Origin of the sequence: Bacteroides sp. MSK.18.37 (genome assembly GCF_019129155.2) — a bacterium.
Classification (GTDB): domain Bacteria; phylum Bacteroidota; class Bacteroidia; order Bacteroidales; family Bacteroidaceae; genus Bacteroides; species Bacteroides ovatus.
The window spans coordinates 6,611,223-6,636,858 of the sequence record NZ_JAHOIB020000001.1 but is presented as its reverse complement, the minus strand read 5'-3'; the positions used below and the strand labels follow the sequence as shown (position 1 = coordinate 6,636,858).

42 protein-coding genes, 2 tRNA genes and 3 pseudogenes are annotated in these 25,636 nt (G+C 38.2%); 2 read left to right on the top strand and 45 right to left on the bottom strand.

Features of this window, described 5'->3' with window-relative positions; genetic code table 11:
• Nucleotides 1-3: 3 nt before the first annotated feature.
• From KSX81_RS26020 to KSX81_RS25950, 15 genes and pseudogenes are all read right to left on the bottom strand, one after another.
• A pseudogene (locus KSX81_RS26020) lies at nt 4-1,197 on the bottom strand (PBSX family phage terminase large subunit); the annotation flags it as partial.
• Nucleotides 1,198-1,389: 192 nt separating this feature from the next.
• Nucleotides 1,390-2,199, bottom strand: a pseudogene (locus tag KSX81_RS26015) (Hint domain-containing homing endonuclease); the annotation flags it as partial.
• A 101-nt stretch (nt 2,200-2,300) separates the two neighbouring features.
• Nucleotides 2,301-2,816: a hypothetical protein gene (locus KSX81_RS26010; RefSeq protein WP_217725893.1), complete on the bottom strand. Its 516-nt coding sequence runs from the start codon at nt 2,814-2,816 to the stop codon at nt 2,301-2,303.
• Nucleotides 2,817-3,023: 207 nt separating this feature from the next.
• Nucleotides 3,024-3,764 carry a ParB N-terminal domain-containing protein gene (locus KSX81_RS26005; RefSeq protein ID WP_118299750.1) on the bottom strand — a complete coding sequence of 247 codons (741 nt, stop codon included), beginning with the start codon at nt 3,762-3,764 and terminating at the stop codon, nt 3,024-3,026.
• Nucleotide 3,765: 1 nt separating this feature from the next.
• The gene (locus KSX81_RS26000; protein WP_055168021.1) at nt 3,766-3,981 is read right to left on the bottom strand and encodes a hypothetical protein; all 216 of its coding nucleotides are present in this window, start codon (nt 3,979-3,981) and stop codon (nt 3,766-3,768) included.
• Entirely contained in the window at nt 3,978-4,685 is a 708-nt protein-coding gene (locus KSX81_RS25995; RefSeq protein ID WP_217725892.1) for a phosphoadenosine phosphosulfate reductase family protein, read from the bottom strand. Before KSX81_RS25995 ends, KSX81_RS26000 begins: the two co-directional genes overlap by 4 nt.
• 199 nt (nt 4,686-4,884) lie before the next feature.
• On the bottom strand, nt 4,885-5,274 hold the full coding sequence (locus tag KSX81_RS25990) for an ASCH domain-containing protein (RefSeq protein WP_118299752.1): 390 nt from the start codon (nt 5,272-5,274) through the stop codon (nt 4,885-4,887).
• 31 nt (nt 5,275-5,305) lie between these two features.
• A tRNA-Val gene (locus tag KSX81_RS25985) sits at nt 5,306-5,379 on the bottom strand.
• Entirely contained in the window at nt 5,357-5,866 is a 510-nt protein-coding gene (locus tag KSX81_RS25980; RefSeq protein WP_217725891.1) for an HNH endonuclease, read from the bottom strand. Before KSX81_RS25980 ends, KSX81_RS25985 begins: the two co-directional genes overlap by 23 nt.
• A gap of 79 nt (nt 5,867-5,945) precedes the next feature.
• Nucleotides 5,946-6,152, bottom strand: a complete 207-nt coding sequence (locus KSX81_RS25975) for a DUF3873 family protein (RefSeq protein ID WP_217725890.1) — start codon at nt 6,150-6,152, stop codon at nt 5,946-5,948.
• Nucleotides 6,153-6,158: 6 nt separating this feature from the next.
• On the bottom strand, nt 6,159-6,404 hold the full coding sequence (locus tag KSX81_RS25970) for a hypothetical protein (RefSeq protein WP_217725889.1): 246 nt from the start codon (nt 6,402-6,404) through the stop codon (nt 6,159-6,161).
• A 10-nt stretch (nt 6,405-6,414) separates the two neighbouring features.
• Nucleotides 6,415-6,624, bottom strand: coding sequence for a hypothetical protein (locus KSX81_RS25965; RefSeq protein WP_118161096.1), 210 nt, complete (start codon nt 6,622-6,624; stop codon nt 6,415-6,417).
• Between the two features lie 10 nt (nt 6,625-6,634).
• Nucleotides 6,635-6,817 carry a hypothetical protein gene (locus KSX81_RS25960; protein WP_217725888.1) on the bottom strand — a complete coding sequence of 61 codons (183 nt, stop codon included), beginning with the start codon at nt 6,815-6,817 and terminating at the stop codon, nt 6,635-6,637.
• A 43-nt stretch (nt 6,818-6,860) separates the two neighbouring features.
• Complete coding sequence (locus KSX81_RS25955; RefSeq protein ID WP_217725887.1) at nt 6,861-7,076, bottom strand: hypothetical protein; 216 nt, start codon at nt 7,074-7,076, stop codon at nt 6,861-6,863.
• A gap of 45 nt (nt 7,077-7,121) precedes the next feature.
• Nucleotides 7,122-7,298, bottom strand: coding sequence for a hypothetical protein (locus KSX81_RS25950; RefSeq protein ID WP_217725886.1), 177 nt, complete (start codon nt 7,296-7,298; stop codon nt 7,122-7,124).
• A 192-nt stretch (nt 7,299-7,490) separates the two neighbouring features.
• Here KSX81_RS25950 and KSX81_RS25945 point away from each other — a divergent pair, with 192 nt between their 5' ends.
• On the top strand, nt 7,491-7,745 hold the full coding sequence (locus tag KSX81_RS25945; RefSeq protein ID WP_118299759.1) for a helix-turn-helix domain-containing protein: 255 nt from the start codon (nt 7,491-7,493) through the stop codon (nt 7,743-7,745).
• A 3-nt stretch (nt 7,746-7,748) separates the two neighbouring features.
• Nucleotides 7,749-8,342: a hypothetical protein gene (locus tag KSX81_RS25940; protein WP_118299760.1), complete on the top strand. Its 594-nt coding sequence runs from the start codon at nt 7,749-7,751 to the stop codon at nt 8,340-8,342.
• 33 nt (nt 8,343-8,375) lie between these two features.
• Here KSX81_RS25940 and KSX81_RS25935 read toward each other — a convergent pair whose 3' ends face one another.
• The 30 genes and pseudogenes from KSX81_RS25935 to KSX81_RS25790 all read right to left on the bottom strand — a co-directional run bounded on the left by KSX81_RS25935 (nt 8,376) and on the right by KSX81_RS25790 (nt 25,634).
• Nucleotides 8,376-8,813, bottom strand: a complete 438-nt coding sequence (locus KSX81_RS25935) for a hypothetical protein (RefSeq protein ID WP_118299761.1) — start codon at nt 8,811-8,813, stop codon at nt 8,376-8,378.
• A gap of 96 nt (nt 8,814-8,909) precedes the next feature.
• Nucleotides 8,910-9,089, bottom strand: coding sequence for a hypothetical protein (locus KSX81_RS25930; RefSeq protein ID WP_217736708.1), 180 nt, complete (start codon nt 9,087-9,089; stop codon nt 8,910-8,912).
• A 387-nt stretch (nt 9,090-9,476) separates the two neighbouring features.
• Complete coding sequence (locus KSX81_RS25925) at nt 9,477-10,061, bottom strand: hypothetical protein (RefSeq protein ID WP_217731659.1); 585 nt, start codon at nt 10,059-10,061, stop codon at nt 9,477-9,479.
• Nucleotides 10,062-10,086: 25 nt separating this feature from the next.
• The gene (locus KSX81_RS25920; protein ID WP_217725884.1) at nt 10,087-10,542 is read right to left on the bottom strand and encodes a RusA family crossover junction endodeoxyribonuclease; all 456 of its coding nucleotides are present in this window, start codon (nt 10,540-10,542) and stop codon (nt 10,087-10,089) included.
• Nucleotides 10,543-10,675: 133 nt separating this feature from the next.
• Complete coding sequence (locus KSX81_RS25915; RefSeq protein ID WP_217725883.1) at nt 10,676-11,068, bottom strand: YopX family protein; 393 nt, start codon at nt 11,066-11,068, stop codon at nt 10,676-10,678.
• Nucleotides 11,069-11,094: 26 nt separating this feature from the next.
• A complete protein-coding gene (locus tag KSX81_RS25910) occupies nt 11,095-11,313 on the bottom strand; it encodes a hypothetical protein (RefSeq protein WP_217725882.1) in 219 nt (72 codons plus the stop codon).
• A gap of 158 nt (nt 11,314-11,471) precedes the next feature.
• Nucleotides 11,472-11,981: pseudogene (locus tag KSX81_RS29160) on the bottom strand (ASCH domain-containing protein).
• A 346-nt stretch (nt 11,982-12,327) separates the two neighbouring features.
• Entirely contained in the window at nt 12,328-12,936 is a 609-nt protein-coding gene (locus KSX81_RS25900; protein ID WP_217725881.1) for a hypothetical protein, read from the bottom strand.
• A gap of 12 nt (nt 12,937-12,948) precedes the next feature.
• Nucleotides 12,949-13,704, bottom strand: coding sequence for a DNA-methyltransferase (locus tag KSX81_RS25895; protein ID WP_217725880.1), 756 nt, complete (start codon nt 13,702-13,704; stop codon nt 12,949-12,951).
• Between the two features lie 120 nt (nt 13,705-13,824).
• Nucleotides 13,825-14,229: a hypothetical protein gene (locus tag KSX81_RS25890; RefSeq protein WP_118299769.1), complete on the bottom strand. Its 405-nt coding sequence runs from the start codon at nt 14,227-14,229 to the stop codon at nt 13,825-13,827.
• Between the two features lie 4 nt (nt 14,230-14,233).
• Nucleotides 14,234-14,434: a hypothetical protein gene (locus KSX81_RS25885; RefSeq protein ID WP_217725879.1), complete on the bottom strand. Its 201-nt coding sequence runs from the start codon at nt 14,432-14,434 to the stop codon at nt 14,234-14,236.
• Nucleotides 14,431-15,087, bottom strand: coding sequence for a DUF6633 family protein (locus tag KSX81_RS25880; protein WP_254884211.1), 657 nt, complete (start codon nt 15,085-15,087; stop codon nt 14,431-14,433). The genes KSX81_RS25885 and KSX81_RS25880 overlap by 4 nt, the downstream gene beginning before the upstream one ends.
• On the bottom strand, nt 14,984-15,592 hold the full coding sequence (locus KSX81_RS25875; protein ID WP_254888211.1) for a hypothetical protein: 609 nt from the start codon (nt 15,590-15,592) through the stop codon (nt 14,984-14,986). The genes KSX81_RS25880 and KSX81_RS25875 overlap by 104 nt, the downstream gene beginning before the upstream one ends.
• Before the next feature lie 388 nt (nt 15,593-15,980).
• Nucleotides 15,981-17,150, bottom strand: coding sequence for a DEAD/DEAH box helicase (locus tag KSX81_RS25870; protein ID WP_217725878.1), 1,170 nt, complete (start codon nt 17,148-17,150; stop codon nt 15,981-15,983).
• A complete protein-coding gene (locus KSX81_RS25865) occupies nt 17,134-17,529 on the bottom strand; it encodes a hypothetical protein (protein WP_099147150.1) in 396 nt (131 codons plus the stop codon). Before KSX81_RS25865 ends, KSX81_RS25870 begins: the two co-directional genes overlap by 17 nt.
• Entirely contained in the window at nt 17,526-18,005 is a 480-nt protein-coding gene (locus KSX81_RS25860) for a recombination protein NinG (RefSeq protein WP_118299772.1), read from the bottom strand. The genes KSX81_RS25865 and KSX81_RS25860 overlap by 4 nt, the downstream gene beginning before the upstream one ends.
• Nucleotides 17,990-18,409, bottom strand: coding sequence for a zinc-finger-containing protein (locus KSX81_RS25855; RefSeq protein ID WP_118299773.1), 420 nt, complete (start codon nt 18,407-18,409; stop codon nt 17,990-17,992). The genes KSX81_RS25860 and KSX81_RS25855 overlap by 16 nt, the downstream gene beginning before the upstream one ends.
• A 410-nt stretch (nt 18,410-18,819) precedes the next feature.
• Nucleotides 18,820-19,665: an RNA polymerase subunit sigma gene (locus tag KSX81_RS25850; protein WP_217725877.1), complete on the bottom strand. Its 846-nt coding sequence runs from the start codon at nt 19,663-19,665 to the stop codon at nt 18,820-18,822.
• A complete protein-coding gene (locus KSX81_RS25845) occupies nt 19,662-20,180 on the bottom strand; it encodes an Nmad5 family putative nucleotide modification protein (protein ID WP_118299775.1) in 519 nt (172 codons plus the stop codon). The genes KSX81_RS25850 and KSX81_RS25845 overlap by 4 nt, the downstream gene beginning before the upstream one ends.
• A 2-nt stretch (nt 20,181-20,182) precedes the next feature.
• Nucleotides 20,183-20,620, bottom strand: coding sequence for a hypothetical protein (locus KSX81_RS25840; protein WP_055167884.1), 438 nt, complete (start codon nt 20,618-20,620; stop codon nt 20,183-20,185).
• Entirely contained in the window at nt 20,601-21,368 is a 768-nt protein-coding gene (locus KSX81_RS25835) for an HNH endonuclease (protein WP_118299776.1), read from the bottom strand. Before KSX81_RS25835 ends, KSX81_RS25840 begins: the two co-directional genes overlap by 20 nt.
• A complete protein-coding gene (locus tag KSX81_RS25830; protein WP_118299777.1) occupies nt 21,358-22,290 on the bottom strand; it encodes an ATP-binding protein in 933 nt (310 codons plus the stop codon). Before KSX81_RS25830 ends, KSX81_RS25835 begins: the two co-directional genes overlap by 11 nt.
• 23 nt (nt 22,291-22,313) lie before the next feature.
• Nucleotides 22,314-22,541, bottom strand: a complete 228-nt coding sequence (locus tag KSX81_RS25825) for a hypothetical protein (RefSeq protein WP_055167878.1) — start codon at nt 22,539-22,541, stop codon at nt 22,314-22,316.
• Nucleotides 22,538-22,900: a response regulator transcription factor gene (locus tag KSX81_RS25820; protein WP_118299778.1), complete on the bottom strand. Its 363-nt coding sequence runs from the start codon at nt 22,898-22,900 to the stop codon at nt 22,538-22,540. Before KSX81_RS25820 ends, KSX81_RS25825 begins: the two co-directional genes overlap by 4 nt.
• 19 nt (nt 22,901-22,919) lie before the next feature.
• Entirely contained in the window at nt 22,920-23,114 is a 195-nt protein-coding gene (locus tag KSX81_RS25815) for a hypothetical protein (protein ID WP_118299779.1), read from the bottom strand.
• A 338-nt stretch (nt 23,115-23,452) separates the two neighbouring features.
• Nucleotides 23,453-23,519 (bottom strand) — tRNA-OTHER (locus KSX81_RS25810).
• Nucleotides 23,520-23,679: 160 nt separating this feature from the next.
• Nucleotides 23,680-23,838, bottom strand: a complete 159-nt coding sequence (locus KSX81_RS25805; protein WP_182423825.1) for a hypothetical protein — start codon at nt 23,836-23,838, stop codon at nt 23,680-23,682.
• Between the two features lie 228 nt (nt 23,839-24,066).
• Nucleotides 24,067-24,231, bottom strand: a complete 165-nt coding sequence (locus KSX81_RS25800) for a hypothetical protein (protein WP_182423826.1) — start codon at nt 24,229-24,231, stop codon at nt 24,067-24,069.
• Nucleotides 24,232-24,245: 14 nt separating this feature from the next.
• Nucleotides 24,246-24,674: a YopX family protein gene (locus KSX81_RS25795; protein WP_118299790.1), complete on the bottom strand. Its 429-nt coding sequence runs from the start codon at nt 24,672-24,674 to the stop codon at nt 24,246-24,248.
• Nucleotides 24,675-25,388: 714 nt separating this feature from the next.
• Complete coding sequence (locus KSX81_RS25790; protein WP_118299783.1) at nt 25,389-25,634, bottom strand: hypothetical protein; 246 nt, start codon at nt 25,632-25,634, stop codon at nt 25,389-25,391.
• Nucleotides 25,635-25,636: the final 2 nt, after the last annotated feature.

The window sequence follows — 25,636 nt, the reverse complement described above, 5'->3', positions numbered from 1 at the left end:
AATTTACCAAATTCCTAATTCTTCTTTTGAAACTTTTTGTGACTTTATTATCTTACCAAGAAGCTCACCCAAAACCCAGTAACGAGCGGCATCTATTCCGTGATTATCATGGTCTTCCGGCTCGTTGATATAGTTTCCGTCTTTATCCTTTGCCCATACATATTTTCTATACTCTCTTTGTAAGTTATACGAACGTTTGGTTATGTATATTTCATACTCCTTCATCTTATCTATACCCGCTACAACAGAACCGGGGTATTTACTTACAGCATATATCCTCACACCTCCGTTATGAATCTCTTGAATGGTTCTTGGGTCTGCACTATCAGCTATAGTTTTTAATCCCCAAGGGCGTATAGATTTAACAATGTCGGATGACAGCAGTCCTGTTCGATAGTCTACTTCATCAAGATATAGGCGATTATCAATAACTCCACACCGGATTGCTGCCGTTGGATCATTGGTGAAACCAAAGTCAAGACCTAAACCGACTTTTTTGCATTCCTGCGGGAATTCGTCAATAATACCCCACTTCTTGAATACAGCACCCTCTGCCACGTCAGCCCAACGACCGATAACCACGTGAGCATACTTTTCAGGATTCTTCTCTTTCATTTCCTGCACTTCCCGAAGGAACTCAGGAGAAAGGTTCTCTAAGTTGTCAAAGTAGATAGTGTGAATATGAAGTACATTCGGATGGGTAGAAACCTGAACTTGCACACCGTCAATCTCTACGAGCTTGTGAGTATTCTCGATGTACTTTTTATAAATGAAGTGATTAGAGTCGCAGGGGTTCATTATGATGATAATCCGGTTCTGAATCCCTTTCTTACGGATAGAGAGCATTATTTTATCGAACTCTTCTTCATTTGTCCACTCTTCCGCTTCATCGCAGACGAAAGTAGTGATACCCTGAATAGATTTTAGTTTTGCCGTCTGATTACCGGAAGAAGTCTTGATGCCTCGGAACATGATACGGCTATTAGTCATTTTATTGACTATATCCGTCTTGGTAGTCTTGAAATACTTAGTTGTTCCGTCTAGCTCTATCTTCTCCATCATTTCGGGAATGATAGACATACCAGCGGAAACCATCGTGTAGCGGGTGTAGAGAACCTGATGCACTATCTTTTCGGCTTCCGTCATTTCAAAGGTCAGACGTTCAATGAAGGTGGAAGCATTGAAGGATTTCCCCGAATTATGTGTCACAGTGCCATCTGAGTGCAAATAGCGTTGATTTCCATCAAGACAGATACCACACCAATCGCCCATGCCAACTGACTCTATTGAAAGCTGAGATAGATGCCAATCCTTATTTTTACGCACTTCGTCTTTACTGATTTTCTTCCTTGATATCTTGCACGGGATTCTCCATACATCTCCGTTTATGAAAACACGATATACAAAACCGCAATCCTTACCATTACATCTTGCCAGCTTTTTATTGATACTTGTCCTAAACCCAAGTGTGTCGGCAACATATTTTATTTGCTTTGCAAGTTTCTCATTCTTTTGAATAATCTCATACCCATTCCTAAGCATACAACCATCCGTATCTATAAGTCCTGCAAGCAAATCAAGCCTTACATTTTCGCTATTTGATATATAATCTTGTGGAATATGCTTATTACTAATCAAATTATATTCACGCAGAGTGTCCATTAATGGATTTGTCAGACCTCCGTTCTTTGCAAGTCTATAAGTTATGGCATTTCCTCTTATCCCATTTATGGCTAATCTCATATTATTTCTATCCGCATATTCTCGCAAATAGTCTTTTATCTCAAAATCAGCGGTTGTTACTTGAGGAAACATGCTTGTTCCATCACCCAACCACACACCAAGAAGATAAGGCTCAATGTTCACATATTTTTCAATGTATGGTATTGAGTTTGATTTATAGCCACGGAAACGGTCTCTGAAACGCTTACTTTGATTCACAAAGTCGGTAATGCGCATATCCAAAAACTCAGGATAAGCGGTATATCTTCCATCTCTAATTGAATCTCCACTCTTTCTTAAGCTTATTATATGCGCATCATTCACAAAATAATCTTCCGCACTTGTTTGCTGGACACGAAACATTTCACTTTGTCCTCGCATCGTCCCAATTACCTTTCGTGGGCATCCATCATCACCCATGACAAAATCGCCTACTTTAATATCCTTGATTTGCTTTACCGTCAAATCAGACATTATTACTTCTTGCGTGGGTGTTTCACATCCACGCCCACCGGTGATAAGGATAATGAATTTCTCATTATCGGTGTACAGAGGGTGGTATATCGCCTGGGGTTCTATCATTTCAGTTTGTCTTTAATCCAGGAATCAATACTGATACCGTGGTTTATGTCGGTAGGAATGTCAGCTTCTTCATCCTGCTTACGTTCAACCTTTCTCCAATCTTCATCGTAATGGTAGAGCCAAACAGACTGCGCCTGCAAACTGGGCGCCAGCTCACCTTCTACAACTTGAACTTCTTCTTCACCTGTCAGATTTCCGTCCCTATCCTTTATCTTTCGTATAGTGGTACTTTTCGTCTTGACACCCCCCAAAGCCATAGCTAGGAACTTTGCCCGGACTGTTGCAGTTATGGTCGCCCGCCCGCGCGTTAATACTTCACTTAATTCAGAGTACTGACTTTTCTTCTCACAAAATGTCTGTGGGGCCAATCCTACAGCAAAAGCAATTTCCTTATCTGTGAATCCCTTTTTTGCATACGATTCTATGAGAGAAAGAAAGTCTTTATTTGTATAGTCAAACTTAGGCTTTCTTCCTCCACGACCTTTTGTATTTTGAGATTCACTATTATTCATAAATTTATCCGTTACTTAATCCCCTGCTCGAGGTTGTTTTTTCCATCCTGCTTCTTGTATTGATAAAAGCGTTTCGTACTCTCAACTCATTCCTTAAAGCATTTCTTCCAAGCATGTGCTCACTGTTTCTCAATCTTTCATATTGATTTTCGAGTTGTTTCACCGTCTTTCTTCTTCTGACTCGGCTTTCCTCCTAATTTTAAGTTATTAATCTATTCTTTCAATTTGCTCATCAAAGACTTCCCCCTTGATAAACTTCATATCCGGATCATAACCGAACCGTTTGCAGAAAGCCGCTTTAGCTTTATAGGAATCAAAGGATAACATTACATAAGCATCCATATTCTCGGCTTGCTTTTGTGCGTTCTCCTTGACTTGTTGCTTGACTTCTTTCATGTGGGCTACTTTTTCGGCACGTTCCAACTGTTTGGCGGCTTTATCGGCTTCTTTCTGTTCGGTGACAGGTGACATCATATCAGACAAAGCATCAGCAATGGAGCTTTCTTCTTCAGTCTGCAACAGATAATCAACACCAATCATGTTTAGGTCAGCATCAGTCAGACCTGCGTCTTTCCAATCAATATCAGGAACAATCTGCGCAAGAGCGTCGAAATCCCAGGTACCTTGTGCATTTGGGTTATTCATCAGAATATTTAGTTCCTTCTCCTGTTTTTCGTCCACGTCTATCACATCGACCCGGATGCGGTAATCGTTATCGGGGAACTTCTGCAATTCATCCATGACAGACAAACGCTGATGTCCGCTGACTACGGTCAATCCAGTACGCTTGTTCACGACAATTCCACCGACCAACCCGAATTTCTTGATACCACGTTTTAATGTCTTTCGTGATTCATCGGAAAGTTTTCGAGGATTATAATTTGCAAAGTGAATGGCAGAACGATTTAGTTCTACCGATTCGCTCTTTATGTACTTACTTAGTTCCATGTTATCCGTTACTTAAACCTAATCCACCACTGCGTCCTTGACGAGCAGACCTTGAATATTGTTGGTACACGCTTCCGTTTCTTGCATAATTTAAACGGCTAAGGTTACGATACATGGCACCGCCAATACTGTTAATTCTTGCCTGCCTTCCTGGATTACCAGCTGCAGCATTACTCAAACGATTGGTTTGTACGCCTATATCGGCAGCACTTTTCATTCTTCCTCTTCTTCTATTTCTGACTCGGCTATTTGTTTTTTATTATTATACTCAAATAAAATTCTTTCACTCATAGGAAATACCCGATAGATTCGTTGTAAATCCTGCGGATAGTTCTCTTTTAACCAAAGCATACAATCAAGATTAAAACCCACTCCTGAACTGGCTTTTAAAGAATATCTAACTGGTTCTGGCAATCCATGTTGTCTCATGTATGCAAGAATATCCATTTGCGTCCAGTCAGCCAAAGGATAACATAAGCCGTTGTTCTCATATCCGTTAGCTTCATACCCTTTCAGCATCAAACGTCTATTCATGCCATCGGCTTTCTTCATCCCCAAGAACGTGTAATAAACTCCATACTTTAGCTGCATAGCTTGTACTATATCCGCAAGTTTCAGTAACTTCACTTTTGGATTAGGGACACAATACAACCCGCCACGAAGAATGTAAGTAAGATTCCAGTGAGGCGCTTGCACAAACTCAATCTTTGGATATTTGGCTTTAGTCCAGCCAATCCATCGGTTTATGTGCTCCAAGTCTTTGACGAAGTACATAAACACACAAACGATCCGATCAAACTTTGGATAGATTAAATCAAGTAAGACAAGCGAATCTTTACCCAAGGATAAAAACAGTAAAGCCTCATTCGATTTTACCCGAATGAGGTCTATATACCGGTTCGCTTGCTCTACTTTATTCATAGCTAACCACCAGATAATCCAAATGAAACACGAAGATCACCGTAACGTTGTCTACGTGAACCTAACTGGGTGGCACTTGCCGTACCCCTACGATTAGCAACTAATCTACCACCAGCACCTGCGCCATTCATATTTCTGCGCGGTCCGGCTACTCTGTTTACTCTTCTTGCGACTCAGCAATAATTTTTAAATTAAACAATCAATCTATATGTTTCTCTAATACCTCGCCTAAAGTATAGTCCATTTGGGCTGTAAGGTATTCTTCGCCTTGGTGTTCGTAGACAATATCGTTACCATCTTCATTGGTAAGGATCGAAGCTTCTGCACCTTTAACCTCTACAATAGCATAAGGTCGTTTGCCTTTGTACTCACCAGTGAGAAATTTAATAGCATCGTACTTGATAGGCTTTAACTCGATTTCACCCTCTTCGGGAAGTTCTTCATCAGCTTTATATTCTTTACCACCACATAAGTAGGTTATGTACTTTTTTGCATTGGTAGGTCTGATTTCGCGGTATTCGTGCGTTTTCTTACCAGCCAAAATTTCATCGAAATATATTTGCTTAATACTAAGCGTTAGAATGTTCATAATCGTGTCTTTTAAATTAATAATTAAGTAGTTGCGGAAACAGGACTCGAACCTGTGACCACCGCCAAGTCAAAGCGGTAAGCTAACCAACTGCTCCATTCCGCGATATATTTCTTTTAAGTATATAATTCAATGTGCCTTTGCTACTTATCGAATATTTTTTCATAAGCTCTCTATAATTAGAACCCTTTGAGTATTCTAATTGAATCTGTTGTGCTAATTCATCTGAGTATTTTTTAATTGCCTCTGATGCTTTTTTAGCGCAGCGCATTCTTGTTTCTTTAGCCTTATCCATCGCATTTTCAAACGGTGTACCTATTGCTATATTCTCATACGAATTATCAAAAGAATCACCATTTAAATGTCTAACTTCAATGCCTTTGTCAAAAATAGCATCACCAAATTTTTGATAAGCCTGCAATCTATGTACATAGACCTTGATAACTTTCGTTTCACTCACCCTTATGCCAATATACATATACGGGTCACTGTCACGCGTACCGACTTTTTTACCGCGTGCAGAAAAGGCATTGCCTTGTGAATCGACATAATATCCTTTATCTTTGGCTAATATTTCATATCTGCTCTTCATATTTTAAATATTCACTTCAAAGGTACTATCACAACCAAAGATAACGAAATTTATCTTAGTCTGATACACAACAACTGTCTTATTGTTGTAAACTAAGCCACTTATCACGTTTTTCTCTGCACTTTTCTAAGGTTGCCGCGCAACAGGTAAATAATTCACCATTTTCAGTACGGTAGTCATACTGGTACATTCTCACTTTCTTACCTCTCAGCTTGGTGTTATAGGTGCAGTAGTTCTCTTTACCAGGGGCGCATACACTGCATCCGTTTTTATTTATTGAGTTCATAATCGTTTAATTTATTTGTTCGATAAATATGTACTTAGTATAACAATCATAACCATTTGATTTGAAACGGTGTACATAAACACCGTCTACAAATGGATACGGGTAACTCTTAAAAATGCGGTGATATTCTTCTTCGGTGAATACTCTATCTTTATTACGTTCATCTGTAGCAAAAGGTAGATTGTTTAAATCAGGCTGGCAGGCCAAAAATTTAGGGGCATAAATCTGCACCTGTATTGTACCTATTTTCATAAGAGTGTTATTAAAGATTCATATATAAACAAGTCAGATCACATTCTTCATCGTAGTCGTATTCAAGCGATACGGGCGCAAAGTATTGTTGTATCTTCTTTGCTGCTGTTTCATTCTTACCCTCAAAAGAGAAAGTAAAAGAGCGTTTGCCTCTGACTGTTATTTCAACCGGTATACCTGCTACCTTAGTCATGTTGTTTTCAAGTTCTTGTTTTGTCATAATCGTATATTTAAGCGTTAATACCAATTGCATTTCTCATAAAGTTACTTGCTTGTTCTACTGACATATCCAACTTCTTTTGGATCAGAAGAAGCATACAGCTTACTTGCTCTTTTGTATTTAAGTTGCCTTGTACAAATTCTGATATGATGAACTTTTCTATTGTTCTTTGTTTAATTACTGATGTTGCCATAAGCGTGTGTATTGTGGTAGCCCGAAGGCTACCGGATTAAGACTTAATAAATTATACCGGTTGAGCCGTATACGCCACCGTTGTACCATCTTGCGAGCTTGCCGTAATAACCGTACTTCTTATAGTTGATTGTATCGGCTTTAAACAATTTCATTGCTTCTACCTTGTTGCTTGCTTCGTAATGTACACCTGTGTCTTTACCGTTGCAATCATACACTACGTAAGTATTACTCTGTTTCTTTGATTCTATTGTCAACATAATCGTATGTGTTACACAGGGCTTTCGCCCTGCTGGTTAATACTATTATTTAATACCGCAAAGTTTTGAAACTTTCAATAGCTCTTTATCGCTCATAAATATGAGGTCAAAGAAAACACCTTCATCAAAAGGCTTGTTTTGCGATAAAGCGGCTGATTTCATTTCAACCATGATTCTAGTAATCAATTCACTTTTTACCTTATCGCTCATTTTTGTTGCCATAATCTTTATATTTTAATTGTTATTACTTCGTTTTTGATGATGCAAAGATAAAGCAAACTTTATTAAACACAACATATTTGATAAAGCTTTATTTATTGATTAAGAATATTTAATAAATTAGACTTTATTGATATTAGGTTGTTTGATAAAGTTTGCATTACTTTGTAGAGTAATCAAAATAAAGTATAGTTTATGGAATTGAAAATAAAAGAAACAATGAATGAGAGAGGTGTTACTTCTGCATGGCTTGCAGAACAAGTAGGCATTTCAAAGGTGGCTGTTAGTAATATCGTAACCGGCAAATCTTCGCCATCACTGGATAATATTCTAAAGATTGCTGATGCTTTGAATGTATCTATAACAGAATTAATAGGAGAAGAAAAAGCTGATAACACTATCACCTGTCCTCATTGCGGAAAGAAAATAAAAATAGAGAAAGGAGAATAATATATGGAAAGTAAAATCTCAAAATTTATGCGTGATGACACGATTGACAAAGATGGGAAGCTGGAAACCATTATGGATTACGTTATATCATGGACGCTAAGAATGGCCCAAAATTCATGCAGTACAGCAGATTCTCTACTATATGAATACTCGCGTGCCATTTTGGGAAAATTACTTCATAGAAATATTGATAATTTGACTAATATAGAATCTGTCAAGGTTGAAAAGCAATGCTATAATATAGATTTATGGGTTAATGTAGTTTTAACTATCAATGAGCAAAAGGAGAAACATGCCATATTAATAGAAAATAAGGCGTATTCTCCTATTCATAATGCAACAGACGAAGATGGAGCTTCTAGGTGTCAACTAGAAGTATATAAGAAAAAATTTAATAGAGACTATGCTAACGATGAAGATGTTATTAAGCACTACTGGTTGATAACATGTCATGAAGAAGAGAAATACCTGAAACCTATTAGAGAGATATGTCAATTGCATGATTTCGAACTTATCCCATTAACCGAACTTCAAGATAATGGGGCTCCGGATACTCAAAGTGACATCTTTAATGAATTTTGGTTAAGGTATTGGTAAACAAAGTATGCCGGAGTTAAGTGCTCCGGCACATTAATTGATTAGCCCTTTGAATTTCAAACGATTTATAATTTCTGTGTAAAGATAGTCTATATCCTCGCTAAAATCACCGTAATTTTGATACAGAAACACAACATCTTCGCAGTTGTTGGAAATTGTACTTTCAGATTGAATGCCAACAACCTTTGCAATTTCCCCTCTTATCCCATAAACAGTCTTTCCACCGGCAAGTGTACTGGGTGAAAACAAGTATAGAATAATAAAGATGAACTTCTTTCTTTGGGTGACATTTTCGAGGCATGGGGGACAATCTCTTTCGTTGAGTATCTCAGCGAATATCTTATAGATTTCATAAATAAGGCTTTTATCAGATAGAATAGGCGTAGATATTGCATTCTCTTCTTCGGAAAGTTCTGATTTCTTGATTCTAATCTTTTTTAAGCGAATAATTCTATCAAAATTCAGTTCCATAACACGATTATTTTAAAAGTAAATAGTATATTTGCATCATAATCGTGTAAGATTTGGGAGAATCAATGCTTGGTCGTGCTGGCAGATTCTCCCTTTCTATTTTAAAGCCCTATTCCTTTTGAGAATGGCTTTATTTTTTTTGTCTACTTCTCTGCTCCATATTGAAGCATTATAAAGAGATACAGCATACAGTTTTATTTCCTCGCTGTTTGCAAGGAATTTCACTTTCAACGCTGCTTTCATAGATTCAGCGTATAGGTAAGTATCTATTTCCATTGTTATTTATAAATTAAGTCCCCGCCTAACCAACCTGAGTTAGCAAGTGAGGACAGGGTAAATAAAAAAGGCATCGAACCGTTAGATTCAATGCCGGGTGATAATTGCAGCGGTAGCTAGACGGTACTCGTTAACAAGAAAGCTCAAAAGAATGCACTGAAACTTACAAGGGTGAGCTTGCTTAGATTAACGTATGCGATGGTGACGATAATTCTAATACTTGTATCCTGAAGTGATTGCCTCAGTATCAAAACTGCATGGGATGATGCCCGGCGGTCGAGGCTCCTAGAATATACAAATCGCCCTCAGCGGTCAACTGACAGCCAAGGGCAGGGATTTGGTATATGTACTGGGCAAAGAGAATTTTAAGGTTGATGTGTTGGGTGGTTAAAATTCTGAAGTGTCAACATCTATATTAATTATATCAACATTACGAATCTTGTTTTTTTCTAATTCAAGATTCACATCAAATTTAAAAGAAAAAGATTCTGTTGTTTCTAACCCATCCCCTCTGGCTTGATCGCCATCAGACCCATACTGCAACATAACATCCAGAACACCTTCACCAATGCAATTTACTTCTTGTCCATTTATGCACAGGGTATGTATATCAACATCGTGAACTTCTTCTATTCGAGAGTGTGTTGCTAAAATATCAATATTATCAGGAATAGAATAATTCATTGCATCCAGCAAGGCATCTTCAATACCGTCAACCGTTATTTGCTTATTTTTAGGAGGTATTGCAATAGCTATACGAAATTTGTAATCACCTAAAGACTTGACATAGTCAGCAATATCCTTCAGACGAGTTTTAACTTCAGATCTCAATTTTCGAGTTTTAATTTCAATAACTATTTTTTCTGATTCATTTTCAATGACTAAATCAGCCCTAAATCTACCTAAAGGCACCTCTCTTTTAACTGTATATCCCATTTTTTTGTATTGATCGGTAATTTGATCCTCAGCCATTCTATGGTAATACTTCTCAATATACTTATAATCTATTTGCATTTTCCTCTAAATTAAAAATCCACATATTATTATTAACTAATCCACACTCAATGTAAAGTGTATGCTTTTCCGTAAATACAGAATTTACTATATCTACAATAGTTTCTCCATCTAATCCACTAAAATCAATAAGATTTACATCATATTGATTCAAATCTATTGCTATTATTGATCGAGTAATTATCTGACTATCGTCGCCGTATAAAACGCCATTTAAAGAATCCCACACAGGCTTACTAAGATTATCCGCATCTAAAGATAAGTTTTCTCTGAAGAAATAATAGACTAAGCCATATAAATGTTCTGAAGTATAAGGTTTTAATTTTCGTTTGTACTTCCTTTGACATGAACTTACAAGTTCGGCTTTATATCTCTTTTTTTTAGCAGGATCTGCCGAATTATAGGACAGAGGCCTTTTATTTAATATAAAATTTATCATCTCTAACTGTAAATCTGTATTTCAAATGATATTGTCTGTGACAAAGTTTCCACAAAGTTAATGATTCTGTCTGTATTTTCACGCATCTAATTTATAAAGTTTGAGTAAAGTACGCATAAAAAATCTGCTTTGGTCATTCTTTACCTCCTTTCAGTAATTCGGGGTTATCGTGGATGTTACCGACAACAAATAGTTCTATTGATAAAAATCCAAGAGGTGTAGTGTATATAAGGTCTTTGTTCTTTAGCCACCAAGCGCCCCGTTCACTATTCCAACACACAAAGTAATTGCACTGCCCGTTGTTGAGTATATCCCCTTCATAGATTTCTTTTCCGTTCTTGTCGAATAATCCAGTGAACTGACCTACGGTTTCGGGAATGACTACATAGGGAACATTTCGGCTTGTCTCCGATAATGACTGCCTGTCTTCTACAATGTATGTATTACCACACTCATGATAATAGTACCCGGTGATCCATTTCCTGTTATCGGCAGACTTCCCTCTGAATTTTATTGTACGATTCATTTTATTCCTCCTATTCCTGTTTTACGTTAATAACTTGGATTCAATACACTCACATCACATTCGTGGCACAAGCTGCATTCCTTCAGTTTATCTCTAAGGCACATAGCTTTAGAAGTTGCTTTATTCTTTTCTGCCCATTTTGCACCAGTGATAAAAGAACGTTCTGCCGTTGCACGAACATTCAGCACCTTTTTCATTTCTATTTCTGCATATTGTTTTGCAGCTTCTTTCATATCTTTACTCATATATCTGTTTGTTTTAATCTTTATAAAAACAAAGCGGAAGAGGTGCTGCATAGCAAGATAGCTTTTAAACCACCTCCCCGAAGGTTCGAACTTCTTGAGCAATTTCCGTGACTTACTGTACACATTCGGCTTTGTTTCATTTCCATATCAATTTGAATTTACTTGTACCAACGTCCACCGCAATATTTACATACGCAATATTTTCCCATACTCATCACCTGCACTTTTTCATCAACGCATATACGACATATGCAAACATTGTGGTCGCCATCTGACACGGGTTCCTGAATCTTATCATATTCCCAAAGGGATAGTTTACCTTTAGCCGGTATTGGTTCAGGGAATAAGATAGGATTAGCCAATACCCAATTATATACACCTTTATCCGCCCAAATGGATGTATGGTTTTGCACGCAGTCTACGATCTCCACACTACCGATGATGGAGCCAAAAGGAAGATCGTTGAAACCTATACGGCTCATAGGCGTATTAAGAATCTTTAGTCTTTGATTTGGCTGTAAGCAGCCAAACTTGGCAATATCACTCTTTGCGCTTGAATGAATAAGGACACGTCCACGGAAATTTGTTCACCAACTCCGGTTCTCAATATCCTTGATACCGTGAACGATCAATGAGGCCCACGGTTGCTTTATTGTTATTGCTTTCATTGTTCCAAACTTTTTTTTGTTGCTACTTGTTTAATTAAAAAATAGATTATATGAGAACCAAATTACTACTTACGTTATTCTGCATATCATTATGCCTTAACATTGCTTCATGTATGTCGGTGAGGGTTCACCCGCATAAGGATAAAACAATTCCTCCAGGACAAATAAAGAAAGTGACAGGCAGTAAGTCTGCGAGATATTATGCTCCGGGGCACAATAAGTAGAATAGTTATTCTTCTGTTTTTCGCAAATCCTTGATAATTCTTCAAGAACTTGCAAGGTCATTACTTGGTCTTATTCATTAAAAAACTTGGTCTTTTAACAGTTTGCTATTTTGATTTGATAGCTAATATTTCTTTCCGTGCATCTTCTCACGGAGTTCGTTATACTTCATTTTCTGTTCGATGTGCCAAAACAGGTCTATATCTAAGTGCTTGGCAAGCCCGAATATTGATAGTATCATATCATTCACGGCTGTAGGAAAATCAAATATTCCGTCATACCTAACAGGAAGTGTAGAGATGGAATAGATTGATTCGGTGAAAGTTTCGTCTTTACAGGCTTCTGCCATATCTTCAATACAGTCATCAATATCTCCGTTGGCAAGTTCAAGGCTTATTCCTCGAAGTCCTGCAAGGTCAAGCAAGCGGATTACAGCATCGGCTAACTCTTCCTCAATTGAGCCTTTTATAGTTTCATTGTATGCGACTTCGTAACCACGCTCTTTGGGAATGTCTGGGTCTAACCCTTGACAAATGCGGCTGTTAGCAATCTTCTTATTATACCGATCAACATTGGCTCGTTTACCTTTTCTATCAGCTTCCACAGCTTCCATGAGTTCGGATATAACAAGACAAAGACAGTGCTCGTTACTCAATTCCTGATCGTGAAAGCCGTGTTCACAAGCGGTTTTATATGCCCTATCACGGAGGGCGTTCAAATCTATTTTACTCATATTTATCTTGAATTATTGAAATAGTGCTTGCTGCACTTGCGACAATACAAATTTATTCGCATCAGCGAAGAACTTTTTCTTTATTTCGAATCCGTATGCTCTGCGTCCTAGTTGGGCGGCAGCTAATAAAGTAGAACCACTGCCGGCACATGGATCAATAACGACATCACCTTTATCAGTGAATATCTCTATTAACCTACGAAGTAATGGTACTGGCTTTTGGGTATTGTGAACCTTCGGTGTTTCATTATCCTGTACCCAATCAAAGCAATTGAATATCATCCGTCCGTCGTTGTTAAACTTTGGAAGCTTGTCACGATACAACAAAAGACCATATTCGCAGTTACCAACCACTTTCATGTTTGCTTTTAAAACCTGCGATGAAAATTTTTTTCTAAATACAAGATTTATGTATTTACCCAAACCGTATCTCTTACCAAGTTCGATATATCGGAACTGGTCTTCAAATTCACAAAAGATTATCATACATGGTGCACTTTTTTTAGTCTTAGGTTCTTTTATAAGCATTTGGCTACAGAAGTGCATAAACTCTGCCGGGCGAAAGTCTTTATCGGTATCAAAGAATTGTTTGCCCGCCTTATCACTTTCTCCGTTCTTATTATCACCATTCACATACCATGAGGGATTAGAGGCATAAGCATTATTTCCCAAATTGTAAGGGACATCGGCTATAATTAGTTGAGCTTTAGGGATTCCATAAACTTTGTAGTTCTGGAAATGGTCATTATATAGTTCGACTTCTTTCATATCTTACTAATCTTGATTTAATTAATATTATCCATCAGGTGGGCCGCTATCGCATAAACCACCAGGTAAAATAAGATGTTTACTCCTAGGAGAAGGAGGATGTTTGAAGTATTCTCATGACTAATCCGGCTTCTTATTACTTTCGAAAATATGAGCGAATGTACTTTTTTCATCTGATAGATCGAGTTCAAGTTGTGAAGGGTGACGTTTGATGTAATTATAAAATGCGAACATCTTCTTGTCATCGTCACCGCAGCGGTCTACCAACAGCCGGATGAAAGCCAAAAGGCAATCGGAGTCGTTTCCGAAGTTTTCCTGTGTGGATAGCTGGGATTTATCCACATCTTGTTTCAATTTACGGATCGCGGCTATTGCTGTGTTGAAATTGCGTTTTGCATCGTGGCGTAGCTCATAACCTTGCTTTCCCATTTCGCTTCTCAAATCATAGAGAAGGGTTTCTACGACATCTGTCAACACATAGGTTAAGTTGAGAGTCGTATTGAGATTTGTTGTTCCTATTAACATGATTTTATTTATTTCTTATTTGGATAAATCCACGATTTTCTGTCTCTCTAAGGAGTTCAATATCTTCTTCCTTGATATCGCAAGGAGTTTCACCGTTTACGGTAGTATAGTCCGGGATATTAAACTTATCCCTGATTTTCTTTTTGATTCTAGGGATGTCTTTAGGATCAAGATGCTTTGTTATCCAATAGATAGTTACTTTCATGATTCTTGCTTATTATAAAACTCTTCTAATTGCATTTTCTGCTTTTCAAACTTTCTTTTGGATAGCTCATCCATTAGACTATTAGATATACGCAAAGCATTGATAGCAGATTCATCCCCAGATGCTGCACGCTTTTCAAGTTCTGTTCTATACTCTTCATAGAACATGCCGGACATAGGCTTTAACTCATCCGCTATATGTGATTTATGCTCATTCCAAGACTGGGTGTCGGCAGCAGCACATCGTTCCTTATTATACTCACGAAGCCAACTCATAATCACCTGCCCATCAATACGATTGTATATTCGTCCGTATTTCATCTTCATGGCATTTTTGAAACAGAGTTTCAAGTCGTCCGTTTTGAGGTATGGATATTCCTCCATAATCAAATCAACGGTCATAGCTACTTGAATATCAGACATAGTTTCAGTAGCATTGAAAAATTCCAAAGCATCGGCAAGCAAAAGAACAACGGCGGCTCTTGACTTTGTTTCCCCAAGTATCCTTGTAATTGTTCCTATTGCTGGTTCTGAACTTAAAAATACATCTTCAATCGTTTTGGGGCGAAGCATCTTGCAGTATTGCTCCGGCGAGGTTTTTAAGGCGACCAACCGACTCTCTTCTTGTGGCAGCAGTATCAGTTCGTTTTCCATTGTAATTACCTTCTAAAATTTTAGTATAATTTGCTTGTTTAAATATCCAATCAAAATCACATTTCCAATTGCGGTCATTTCCTCCAAGAAGAAAGGGACTCTGAAGAACAAGATTAAAAGCTGTTCTGATGGATTCTTTGCCATATTGGGATATCCGGGCTTTAACGGCTTTCTTTCTAGCCTCGGTCATTGACTTTATCTGCTGAAGTTTGTTCTTGAATGTAGAGTTATAGTATTCCATCAATCCGTTGTAATCAACCTTTTCAGAAAGGGAGGGCGAAGAAAGCTTGTCTTTCTTTGATACTCCGTTAGGAGTATTTTCTTTCTTTTGATTATTAAGAGATATATCTATATACTCTCTTTCTTTATCTTTCTTTGTATTTGTGCCCTCCGTGTGCCCTAATTTTTGTGAAAATTCAGATTGTGGCGGGTGATTATTCGTAGGCTGTGCCGCAAGTTGTGCCCTTAATTGTGCCCATTCTTCTTTTAAACTATTGATTTCCATGTCAATATCTGTGCCCTTGTTTGTGTCCTTTGTTGTGCCGGCATCGTTATATTCGTCATATTTGCACAATGTTATGATATTGATACCTTGTGTACATTCAGAAGTTATCATACCTTCTTTCCGTAGATGCTCCAAAAAAGAACGGACTTTCTTTTCTGACCATTGCCAACGTTTTGCTAAAAATCTGATGGATGCTGGGTATTGCCCACGATTATAGACCACCTCTCGACCTCCGATACACTCCTTTCGGGGCGTTGCATCAAATCGTGCAGATTGTATTAAATCTAACCACGCTTCGCAACTGCTAAATGTCCGGGCTTCATTCCACATTATATTCGAGAAGAACCTGCGGCTTAGTTTTATAAATCCTTTATCGTTTTCCATTCGATTAAAATCTCACGTTTGTTAATTGTCTTCCTTTAGAGCAAACTACCCATTTACCATTACCGCTATCAAACAACCGTAAATCAGAGACTTCGCCAAAACGTTTGATGTTCCCACATAAATCTACGATCCAGCCACATTCTTTAGAAGGGTGGGGGCGAATAGCCCGACCGACTATCTGATACCACATAGCAAGTGACATCGTAGGACGTGCCATAACGATTGTATCAAGCTCTGGATAATCAAAACCCGTAGTAAGTACTCCAACATTAGCAACTACCGGAATTTCGCCTGATTTGAATTTATTAAGTATCATTTCACGGGTAGCCATTGGAGTGTCACCCGAAACAATTGCACATCCTGGTATTGACATCGTAAGCCGTTCGGCTTCTTTCAAGAACCGAGTAAATACTAAAATGCCTTTTCTCTTACCACCTGCTTTGGGGGTTATCAGCCTTTGAACGATATGAACGAGATAACCATAGAAGTCTATCCGTTCATATTCTCGTTGAACTGATTTATCGGTATAGTCGGCACCGGTGGTATTTACTTTCAGGTTAAGTTCATTCCATCCTGAAGGATTCATTGGATAATAGTTTAGCTTCGCCAAGTAGCCCATATCTAATAGGGTTGATACCTGTACATGGAAAATGACCTCTGAAAAAACATGAGACTTTGTCCGGGTGATGAATTTCAGCATAGAACCGAAATTACGACTGGATGATAACCGATAAGGCGTAGCTGTCAGCCCAAGAACCTTACACTTCACCGCATCGAAGAAATCCTTATACATTCCTTCTTTGGGGTTTACCAAATGACATTCATCCACAATGATGTTTTTGAAGTGAGTAAAGAGTTCGGGATGAGCTTTCACAGAACCGATGGTAGCAAATGTTATTCGGTTTATCTCCTTTGAGTTGAAGGAAGCAGAATAGATGCTACAGTCGAGAATGCCGTATGAACATAGTTTTTTGAAATTTTGCTCGAGTATTTCCTTACTCGGCTGGAATACTAAAGTATGGCCCTCAAGTCTTGCAGCTATATCCGCAATGATAAGCGACTTTCCCGATCCTGTAGGCAATACCATGATGGCGTTAGTTTTCTTTGCCTTGTTGCTGAAGAAAGAAACGGCTGAATCAGATGCTTTCTGTTGATAATCACGTAGTTTGTACATTGTCTGCTCTTCTTTCTGTAACGGTTCTGATTCTTCCGAGTTTCATTATCTCATCGCACATCCAAGTATATCCACAGAAACCTTTAGATTTCCGCATTATTTTTTTAGATTCGCTTGGTGTAACATATCTGACTTCCACATTTGCTACCCATCCATCGCCAAAATCATAATAGAAGTTTCCTTCTTTTAGATTTGAATAGATTGGCTTTCCACGTCTAAATGCAACCTGCGAATAGGCATATAAATTTCCTTCTCCAGTCCATTTACCATTCCATGAATTGTTTTTGGGCATAGTGAGGATAAATAAAGCTACTGTCTTATTTTCTTTTTTTATCGGTGTGAGTTTATACTCAACTCCTTCAATGATAGTGGATTTCATATTCCTTTCTCCTTTCGTAGTTTCTTATTAAGTGCTTTGTAATACTTGATAAGCTGCTCATAATCAAAATCAGACTTCTTAGAAGTACCGGCAGCTTTCACTTTCAGCAAGTCGAATTTCTGTTGTCCAATTTTGGCTATCAGATTCACCCGATATCCTTCCAGATGATCAGCTTTGAACCTATTGCAGTGACGGCATTCGGCATGGCAGTTATTCTCATCAAACCGTGTCGCCAAATGCGTGCGACTGAAGTAGTGCCCGCAATCGGCTTGCTCAAACGGTTTTATCTGTCCGCAACTGATACAGCGAAAATATCCGTTCGGCATACAATCACGAAGCCGGATAAAGAGAGAGAACTCCTTATCAAGTTTAGCTTTCAAATTCGGCTTCTTCTTTACTGTTACCCCTGCTTTATCAAACAGAGGTAAAGGCTTGTCTTTCTTCTTAGCCTTGGTTCGTTTTATGTAATATGGCATTCTACTATTGGTTTACATAGTTCAATAACTCGCTTACAATCATCCACATCGAACATTCCTATATGGCAAACTTCACGGGGTATATTCAGTTGGTTAGATAGCCATAAGTAAGCTTTGTTTCTGTTCGAGGTATTGGGAATGTGTTTCTTCCAAATCTTATTGATTAGGTCTGTTTTGGCAATCTGGTCAAAATAGAAGTGAGCTTCTTTCTTTGCTTCTCTCAATTCCGCATTTGCTAAACGTCCTAATGCTTGGTTCGTACCCTTATGTACACCAACGTAAGCTCTACAATCACGACACAGATAAATCATGCCGTAGGAACGTCCGTAGATTATGGAACTATCCACGTATTCAGTAGGCTTACCGCAATAGGGGCAAATCTTAGCTGCTATAATTTCATCCATAATTTTCCAATTAAAAGCCCCGAAGCGTATTCTCCGGGGCATTACATACAATTTAGTCTATGCAGTTGAACAGTGCTGCTCACTTTATTACGTCGGGGACACTATCTGTCTGCGCACAACAGAAACATTCATTTGCAACTGAATGCTTTCGTGTCCCCTTTCTCACACAAGTTTGTGGATAAGCCAGGACTCGAACCTGGACGATAGGAGTTATTTTTGCTATTACATTTAAAATAGCTATGCCCGTTACTTTTATGCACTTAGCTTGGGTGCAACCTACCTATAAACATATCACTTTAGCGTCTAACCAATTCCGCCACTTATCCAATTTTGCCTGTACCACGCTTGATACAGGACTTGTCCTAACTTTAAATAATACTATGAAAAACAAAATATACACCCTCACGGGCTTATTCTTTAGTCTCAATGTAAGCCATTGAGAACTCCATCGGAATATATCTACCAACTGGAATAGGTTTAGCAGATTCAACCATAGCGTGAACTTCTTCTTTGTCATACTCACGCCCGGCCTTTCTCGCTTCCTCTTCTCTTTCGTATTGCTTTTTCTTTAGGTAGTCGGTGATAATCATCATTGCACGGTCAACGTTGAAAGTGTGGACCACAAACGTATAGGTTGATTCACTACCACCACTACCGAAGACTATTCTCGATTCAATTTGGTAGAACTTCTTTTCATCCGGCTTTTCATCTTCTTCATTGTCACCTTCTACATTCAAGTTTTTTTCTTCCCAATCAAGAGGTAAAGTATCAATCTTACGTTCTTTCAAAGTGTCAGTAAGGATGATACAAGTATCGAACTCTTTCACCATGACAATAGTAAAGCCGAAAGAGTAATTGAGTTCTATGTAGTCTTTGAGGATAAGCAAGGCTGTATCAAGCGTACTGGCGTAGAATAGAAACTTATGCTTCTTATCTTTGATTTTAGCCTGTGCGATATATGGATGAAGGTAAGTACTTGGCTGTTCTTGGGCGATACGTTTCTGATTGCTCACCTCTACCTCTTTGATTCCATCAGCTTCCATACTAAAGCGAATTTGTGCCAATCGATCTTGGTCGATTAAATCGCCACGCTCAAATAAGACTTCGTTTCGTTCGATTGATACGACTTGTCCCGTATCTTCGTCTACAAAGTCTTCAGTCCACGTTTTTAGGACACGTTTTGCAAGATACATATTGAGCATCTTGTGAGGATCGGATGTTATATAGCGTTCCTCATTTTTCTTGGTTTCTATCATGGCTTATATTTATTGATTGTTGAGAGAATATCTTCAATAGGTAAAGACACCGCTGTTTTGCCTGGTTCTTCGTATTCTTTCAAATACTCATAAGCATCAGGAAATTGTTCTTTTGCTCTTTTAAATGTCCTCAAAGAAAGAAGGGCTGATACAATTGAATTGTAAGTCTTTTCTTTTTCATCGTTTAGTTTATCAATCTTTATCCGCAGTTTATCAAGATGTTCAATGACTTGACTACCAACTTCGATATGCGGATACCAAGATGATGAAGCAGGAAAATATGATAGCTTCTCAATCCTAATTTCATGTTTACCGGAGTAGAGGGTTGCGCAGGATGATTTCTGAAAGCAACTTCTGTGCTTTTTAAAACAATCTTTCAAATCTTTAGGTAGAGAGTTCTGAATCGCTTCCTCTGATATTATTTGTCTTTCATCTGATAGTGACTTTATCTTAGCAACTATCGGGGCTACCATCTTTTCGGCAACTTGTTCAGATATGGTTCTTGTTATATTCATAATTAAATAAATTCTTTGTTACGTTCAATTTCTTGTTGGATATGGATTAGAAACTGATTTTCATTGGGAGCCGGCAGATAAATACCAGCTTGAGCAACAGAATAGTTTCTGAATCTCTCTATGGCTGTTGTCATCTCGCCAGTGGTAAGTTCTGAACTACTACGCATATAAGTGATTTCATTTCCCTGCTTATTGATTTTCTTTCGTTCGAATAAATCACGATTACAGGTCTTTTTGAAGTAGTCAAGCTTAACCTCATCGAGACTGCAGCCAAGTTCACAGGCAAAAAAACTAAGTATCAGATGTAAATAGCTATTTTGCGCTAATGTGCGGTTGGGAAGTCGCTTTTTAACCTCCACAACCGCGCGGTCTTTGAATAGCTTGTTTACATACTCTTTATACTTATCTACTTCGTAGGGGTTACTCAGGTTGAAGATCATCTAAGCCAAAAATTTTAGTATCAGTAATAAGCTCCCTGTTTTCCTCCAAGAACCGAATAAACTCTTCACAATGATTAGTGAGAATTGGTATATCACGTTCGGGAACAAAAACATAGGTTTCAGTATAAGTATCTACCGGGTAGCCCGCCTTACTAAATTCAAGTATATTATACTCGAATGTTCGTATATCATTGCCATTTTGAATCAAAGCATACGGGTAAACGAGGTGTTGAAAGTGACTTTTGAACTTACCAACGCTGTAGCTACCTGTTGTCTTGATGTCGTGAACGGTGGTAGGCATCAGTTCATCAATGAAGCCATAAACCAATACATTGCCGAATGTGGTAGGAAGGATTGCTTCTACTCGTTGCTGAGTTAGAGCACCTTTGAAGTAGTTGGCAAACTCGCGGCAGATAGAGATAGGAAAAGTAAATACCCTGTTGTTGTAAGTAGCCTGATAAGACAAATCATCTGCTGTCCTCTCTACAATTATATCTTTTGGCTTTCTATTCTCTATCAAGGCATCTACCAATTCATTGAAGCAAGTACCCCTGTCCGCTTTCTCGTTATCAAAAGGCTTTCGATTGATACGGTCTATCAGTTCTTGAAACTGCTGTTCGTGAAATTCTTCGGGAGTATAGGGAGGATTTTCACTCCATCCCCAATACTTATCCCAAATTACATCACTATTCAGATAACCCCAAAAGGCATCAAGAATTGTAGCATAAAAGCGGTACTTAAGCTGCATCTGAATAGGTTTTAGTTTCTTTGTCAAATACCAATCCCAAAGAGTTTACTTTGGCTGCAAACAGGCTTCTCGCTTTCATTAGAGAACTACCAACGTGTTCAAACTCATTGATATGTGAAGCGAACTCATTAGCGGAGTTGGCATCGGTGATAAATTCAATGCTTTCTTTTATTTCTTCTATCACCTTGTCATACTTTTCCTGCGCTTCCTTCTTAGCCGCCAGCATACTTAAATATGAATTGATTATCTTAGTGGTGATAAAGTCGTTCTTTGCGGTCGGATTACCGCTCTTATCGACGATAGTAGGCACCTCCATTACAGAAGGTAGATTGCAAGTATTCTTACCGTCATTTCTTGAAGTCGGGTCAAAAGTTATAGTGCGTCTTTGAACGCCTCTTTCGCTTTTCATTTCAAGATAACCGAGCAAATCCAGTTCAGTAACGATGGAGTTGTAGGACTTCTCACGTAAGGCAGGAATGAACACCGTATCATCACCTTCTTTTCTCGTATCACGGTGGGCGACAAAAATGATATGTTTATTCAGACTTGAGAGTGTTCTTGTCATCCAAGAAAATTCCGCATTGATACCACTCCAATCTCTGATAGACGGTTGGCGGCTACCACATTTATAAGTAATGATAAAGTCCATCATCTTACCGATAGTATCAACAACGATTGTCTGATAAGCTGACAAATCTTCTTGCAAGACTTGTTGAACATCACTCCAAGAAGTGACTTGTACTGTGTCTATGTTTTCCAAATGTACCATATTCATACGTTTCACCCCGTTATCGAAATCCAATAACAAAGGTTTCGGAGCACTCAATGCTACCGTACTCTTTCCCATACCGGCTTGACCGTAAATCATCATTTTTACTGTGGTAGGGATTACTAATTCATTACTTTTTTTGATAAGACTCATAATCGTAAAATTTAAAGGGTTAATTATATTCTTTGTTCTTTAGAATCAATAGCGTAAAGAAGCACATCACAAGCATTGATTGCATAAGGAGACATTTTCGTGGTTCCGGTCTTTTCTGCCCGTATTTTCTTTTCTGCTATCAGCTTTTCAAGTCTATAGCGACCGCCTACAAACTCTTTGGCCTGCTCTTTATTGAGAGAAACTCTGCTACCTATTCGATAGAGAGTATTTAGTTTTGCCTCTGCATTCATTCTGACCTCCTTACTCTTTCAATAGTTTCAACTCTTGTTCTTCTTGCCCTTCTCATATCACTCTGTTCGTGATAAAGTGAAAAAGAAAAAAGGCATAAAAAGCAGCAAGCAACTGCAGAACGAGCAATAGGAGAGAAGTCCATAGTAAATTTCATTCCTGTCATTCGTTCATAAAACATTGTCGCCAGCTCTCTTCCGTTTCTAATTCGAAGAATTCTGAAAGCCTCTTGCAGTTGGTTATTTATCGTACTCAACGCCCTGCATTTCATCGAAGCTATCTCCTTCTTCTCATACCCCTGTGCGTACATTCGTGCTGTAACCTCACATTCAGGTGTAAGTTCTGTTAATACTCTTTCCATAATCGTGTAAGTTGATTGGTTACGCAGTTCTGGTAACTATAACAATACCTTTTTCTTTGAATGATTCAGACTTCCATTTCTTGCCTTCGCTGTAATGTTTGGCGTTCAAAAGGGATACATTGTTACGAATTGTCTCTAACGAAGATATTGGCAATTTGATTGTTGCCCCTTTCTTCATGGTTTTCATTTTTTCTTTGCTACTTACTTTTTCCATAAGCTGTTTTTTAAATTAGTGATTGTGGATAAGCCCCGATTCGAACGGGGATGGGCTTTACTGCCAATGAGCGAGAGTCCCGGCATACGTTCCGTGCGTTTTCCAATTCCGCCACTTATCCATATTTGCCACACCAACGCTATGATGTGAACTTGAGGTAAAAACTATAATTACGAATAAAACTTCTGTTCACTCTCACGAGCTACTTTGTTCCCGGATACCGAATCAACGGACACCGGGATAGATGCAGAACATTTAAAAATCAAATAAATACAGGGGCTTAAACCCTACGACGTCCTTTTCGTCGGCATCATTGGTTAAACATAAAATAAACTTTGTGAAGGAACCCGGACTCGAACCGGGAATGCCAAGCTTTATCGTGTCTGCCAATTCCGCCATTCCTTCAAATAAAAAAGGTGCACTATCTTCACAGACCGCGCACCAGTACAACACAAACACAAAATAAAACACGATAAAAACTACTATATTTTTCAGAATCCGCCCGGCTGGTTTCCCTTACTCACAGTACTGACTTATTGCAGGAACCTTATGCCAGATTATCGGTCTACCTTTTTGCGGATGTCTGTTTGGATTTTAGTTGTTTCAATTCTTCAATCATCCTTTCAAGGCGATTGTATTCTTCTCTCCCGGCATCGTAATCAAGTACGATACAGTCACGACAAAACTCTAACCGCTTAATTTGCAGTTCTAATGCTTCATTCATTTCTATTCTTATTTAACGGTTATTATTCTTAAACGTTTGACAAGAGCATTTCCTAGGTGATAAGAATCACCAAAAAGAGTAATACCCTTAAAGGAGCTGTGTCGGATATTCACATTGCCAACTGTTCTTATCAGTCCGTCTGTATGTAAAATAGTGTCTCCGGCTTGAATTGTACTTATATGTACCTCTTCTACCTCATAGTTCATTTTATCTAATTTATATTGAAGATTATTTTTTATCTGCCAAGATCTCGAAACATTTCTTAGGAAGATTCTTTTTGAATTTCTCCCATGCGAGGCGTTTTGCTTCTGTCTCTGAACAGGCTTTTACTTCGTAGTCTATCGACCAACGCATATCTACATTGACCAAATATTCTTTTTTAATTTTATTCATTTCTTATTCTGTTATTAGTCAATTAATTCGGGATTATCATGAATATTACCAAGTACTTTAATTATTCGTTTTGATGAATTCCACCAACCGGGAGATACTTGATGCCAATAACCTGTGTCCATTTTTTCGTCCAGGTCTTTTATGTTGGCTAAACAAAAACAAGCATAATCATCTATATATCTCACCAATTTGGGGTATTTACCGTTTACGCTGATTATATCCCCTTCATAGATTTCGTTGCCGTTTTTGTCGAATAAGCCTGTGAATTGTCCCACAGTTGTAGTTTCTACCTTACTTCTATTAAACATTTCAGTAGCTTCGCATCCATATTGGGAAAGTTTCTTGCTGAAAATAGCCATTTCACCACTTTCGTACTGAATCAAGTCACCAAATATCCATTCGTTATTATATAAGTTTTTACCTCTGAATTTTATTGTTCTCATATTCATTACTTATTTAATTTGAACTTATTCGTGTAATTCTGTATAGGCTATTCTGACAAAGGCGAAAGAACCGATACATATAATACCCATTATAATAATAGATATTAATTTCATGGGGCTAGATGTCGTTATTGCCCCGTATAGCATACCAATAGCACACAAAGCTAAAATTATGGATAAAACAAACTGGATTAACTTCATTTTAATCCTCCTTTTCTACTTTAAAGCCCTTGTCTTCGAGATAACTAATTATGGTATCTTCGTTTATCTGATTTAGGATTTCTGTTTCATCCATTTCAGAAACCAAACTAGATGTATCGAAATACTCTACGCAATCAGATGCATTCACTAGCGATAATAAACTATCTGCATCTACTTTTGAATAATAATGCGACATAATCGTATAATTTAAAATTTGTGCCCGCCAACCTTTTAGACAGTTGTACCCAGAATCGAGACTGGACGGGCAATATATCGTTGAATTTCTACTGAAAGAAAATTTAAAAGTCATACTTACAACTTGAATCTTTCGTTTAGAACCTTGTGAACGTGTCGGTGGTTACTGCCTGTAGCCGATTAACTTCGCTGTCTGCTATGTGCCCGAAGGCTTACCATTATGCGCACGGACGAAAAATCCGTTATATATTGCGCCCGCCATACCTTCTACGGATTGTACCCGGTATCGAGACCGGACGGGCATTGTATAATCGTGTATTATGCGTATCTGCTTAAGCCTTGAATCAGACAAAGGGCATCATAATCCATATCATTATCTTCACCTGTATCTGGCCCTGAAAGGATGGCTTCATAGGTATCAATTTCTTCTTCGATAACTTCTATGATGTCAGCCTTGCAATCCACATTGTAAACTCTACGGACTGTTTCTTCATCCATATTCTGAATATTATCCAAGTCTTTGTATAAGGCATTCAAGCCTTGTTCTAATTCGTAGTGTGTCATAA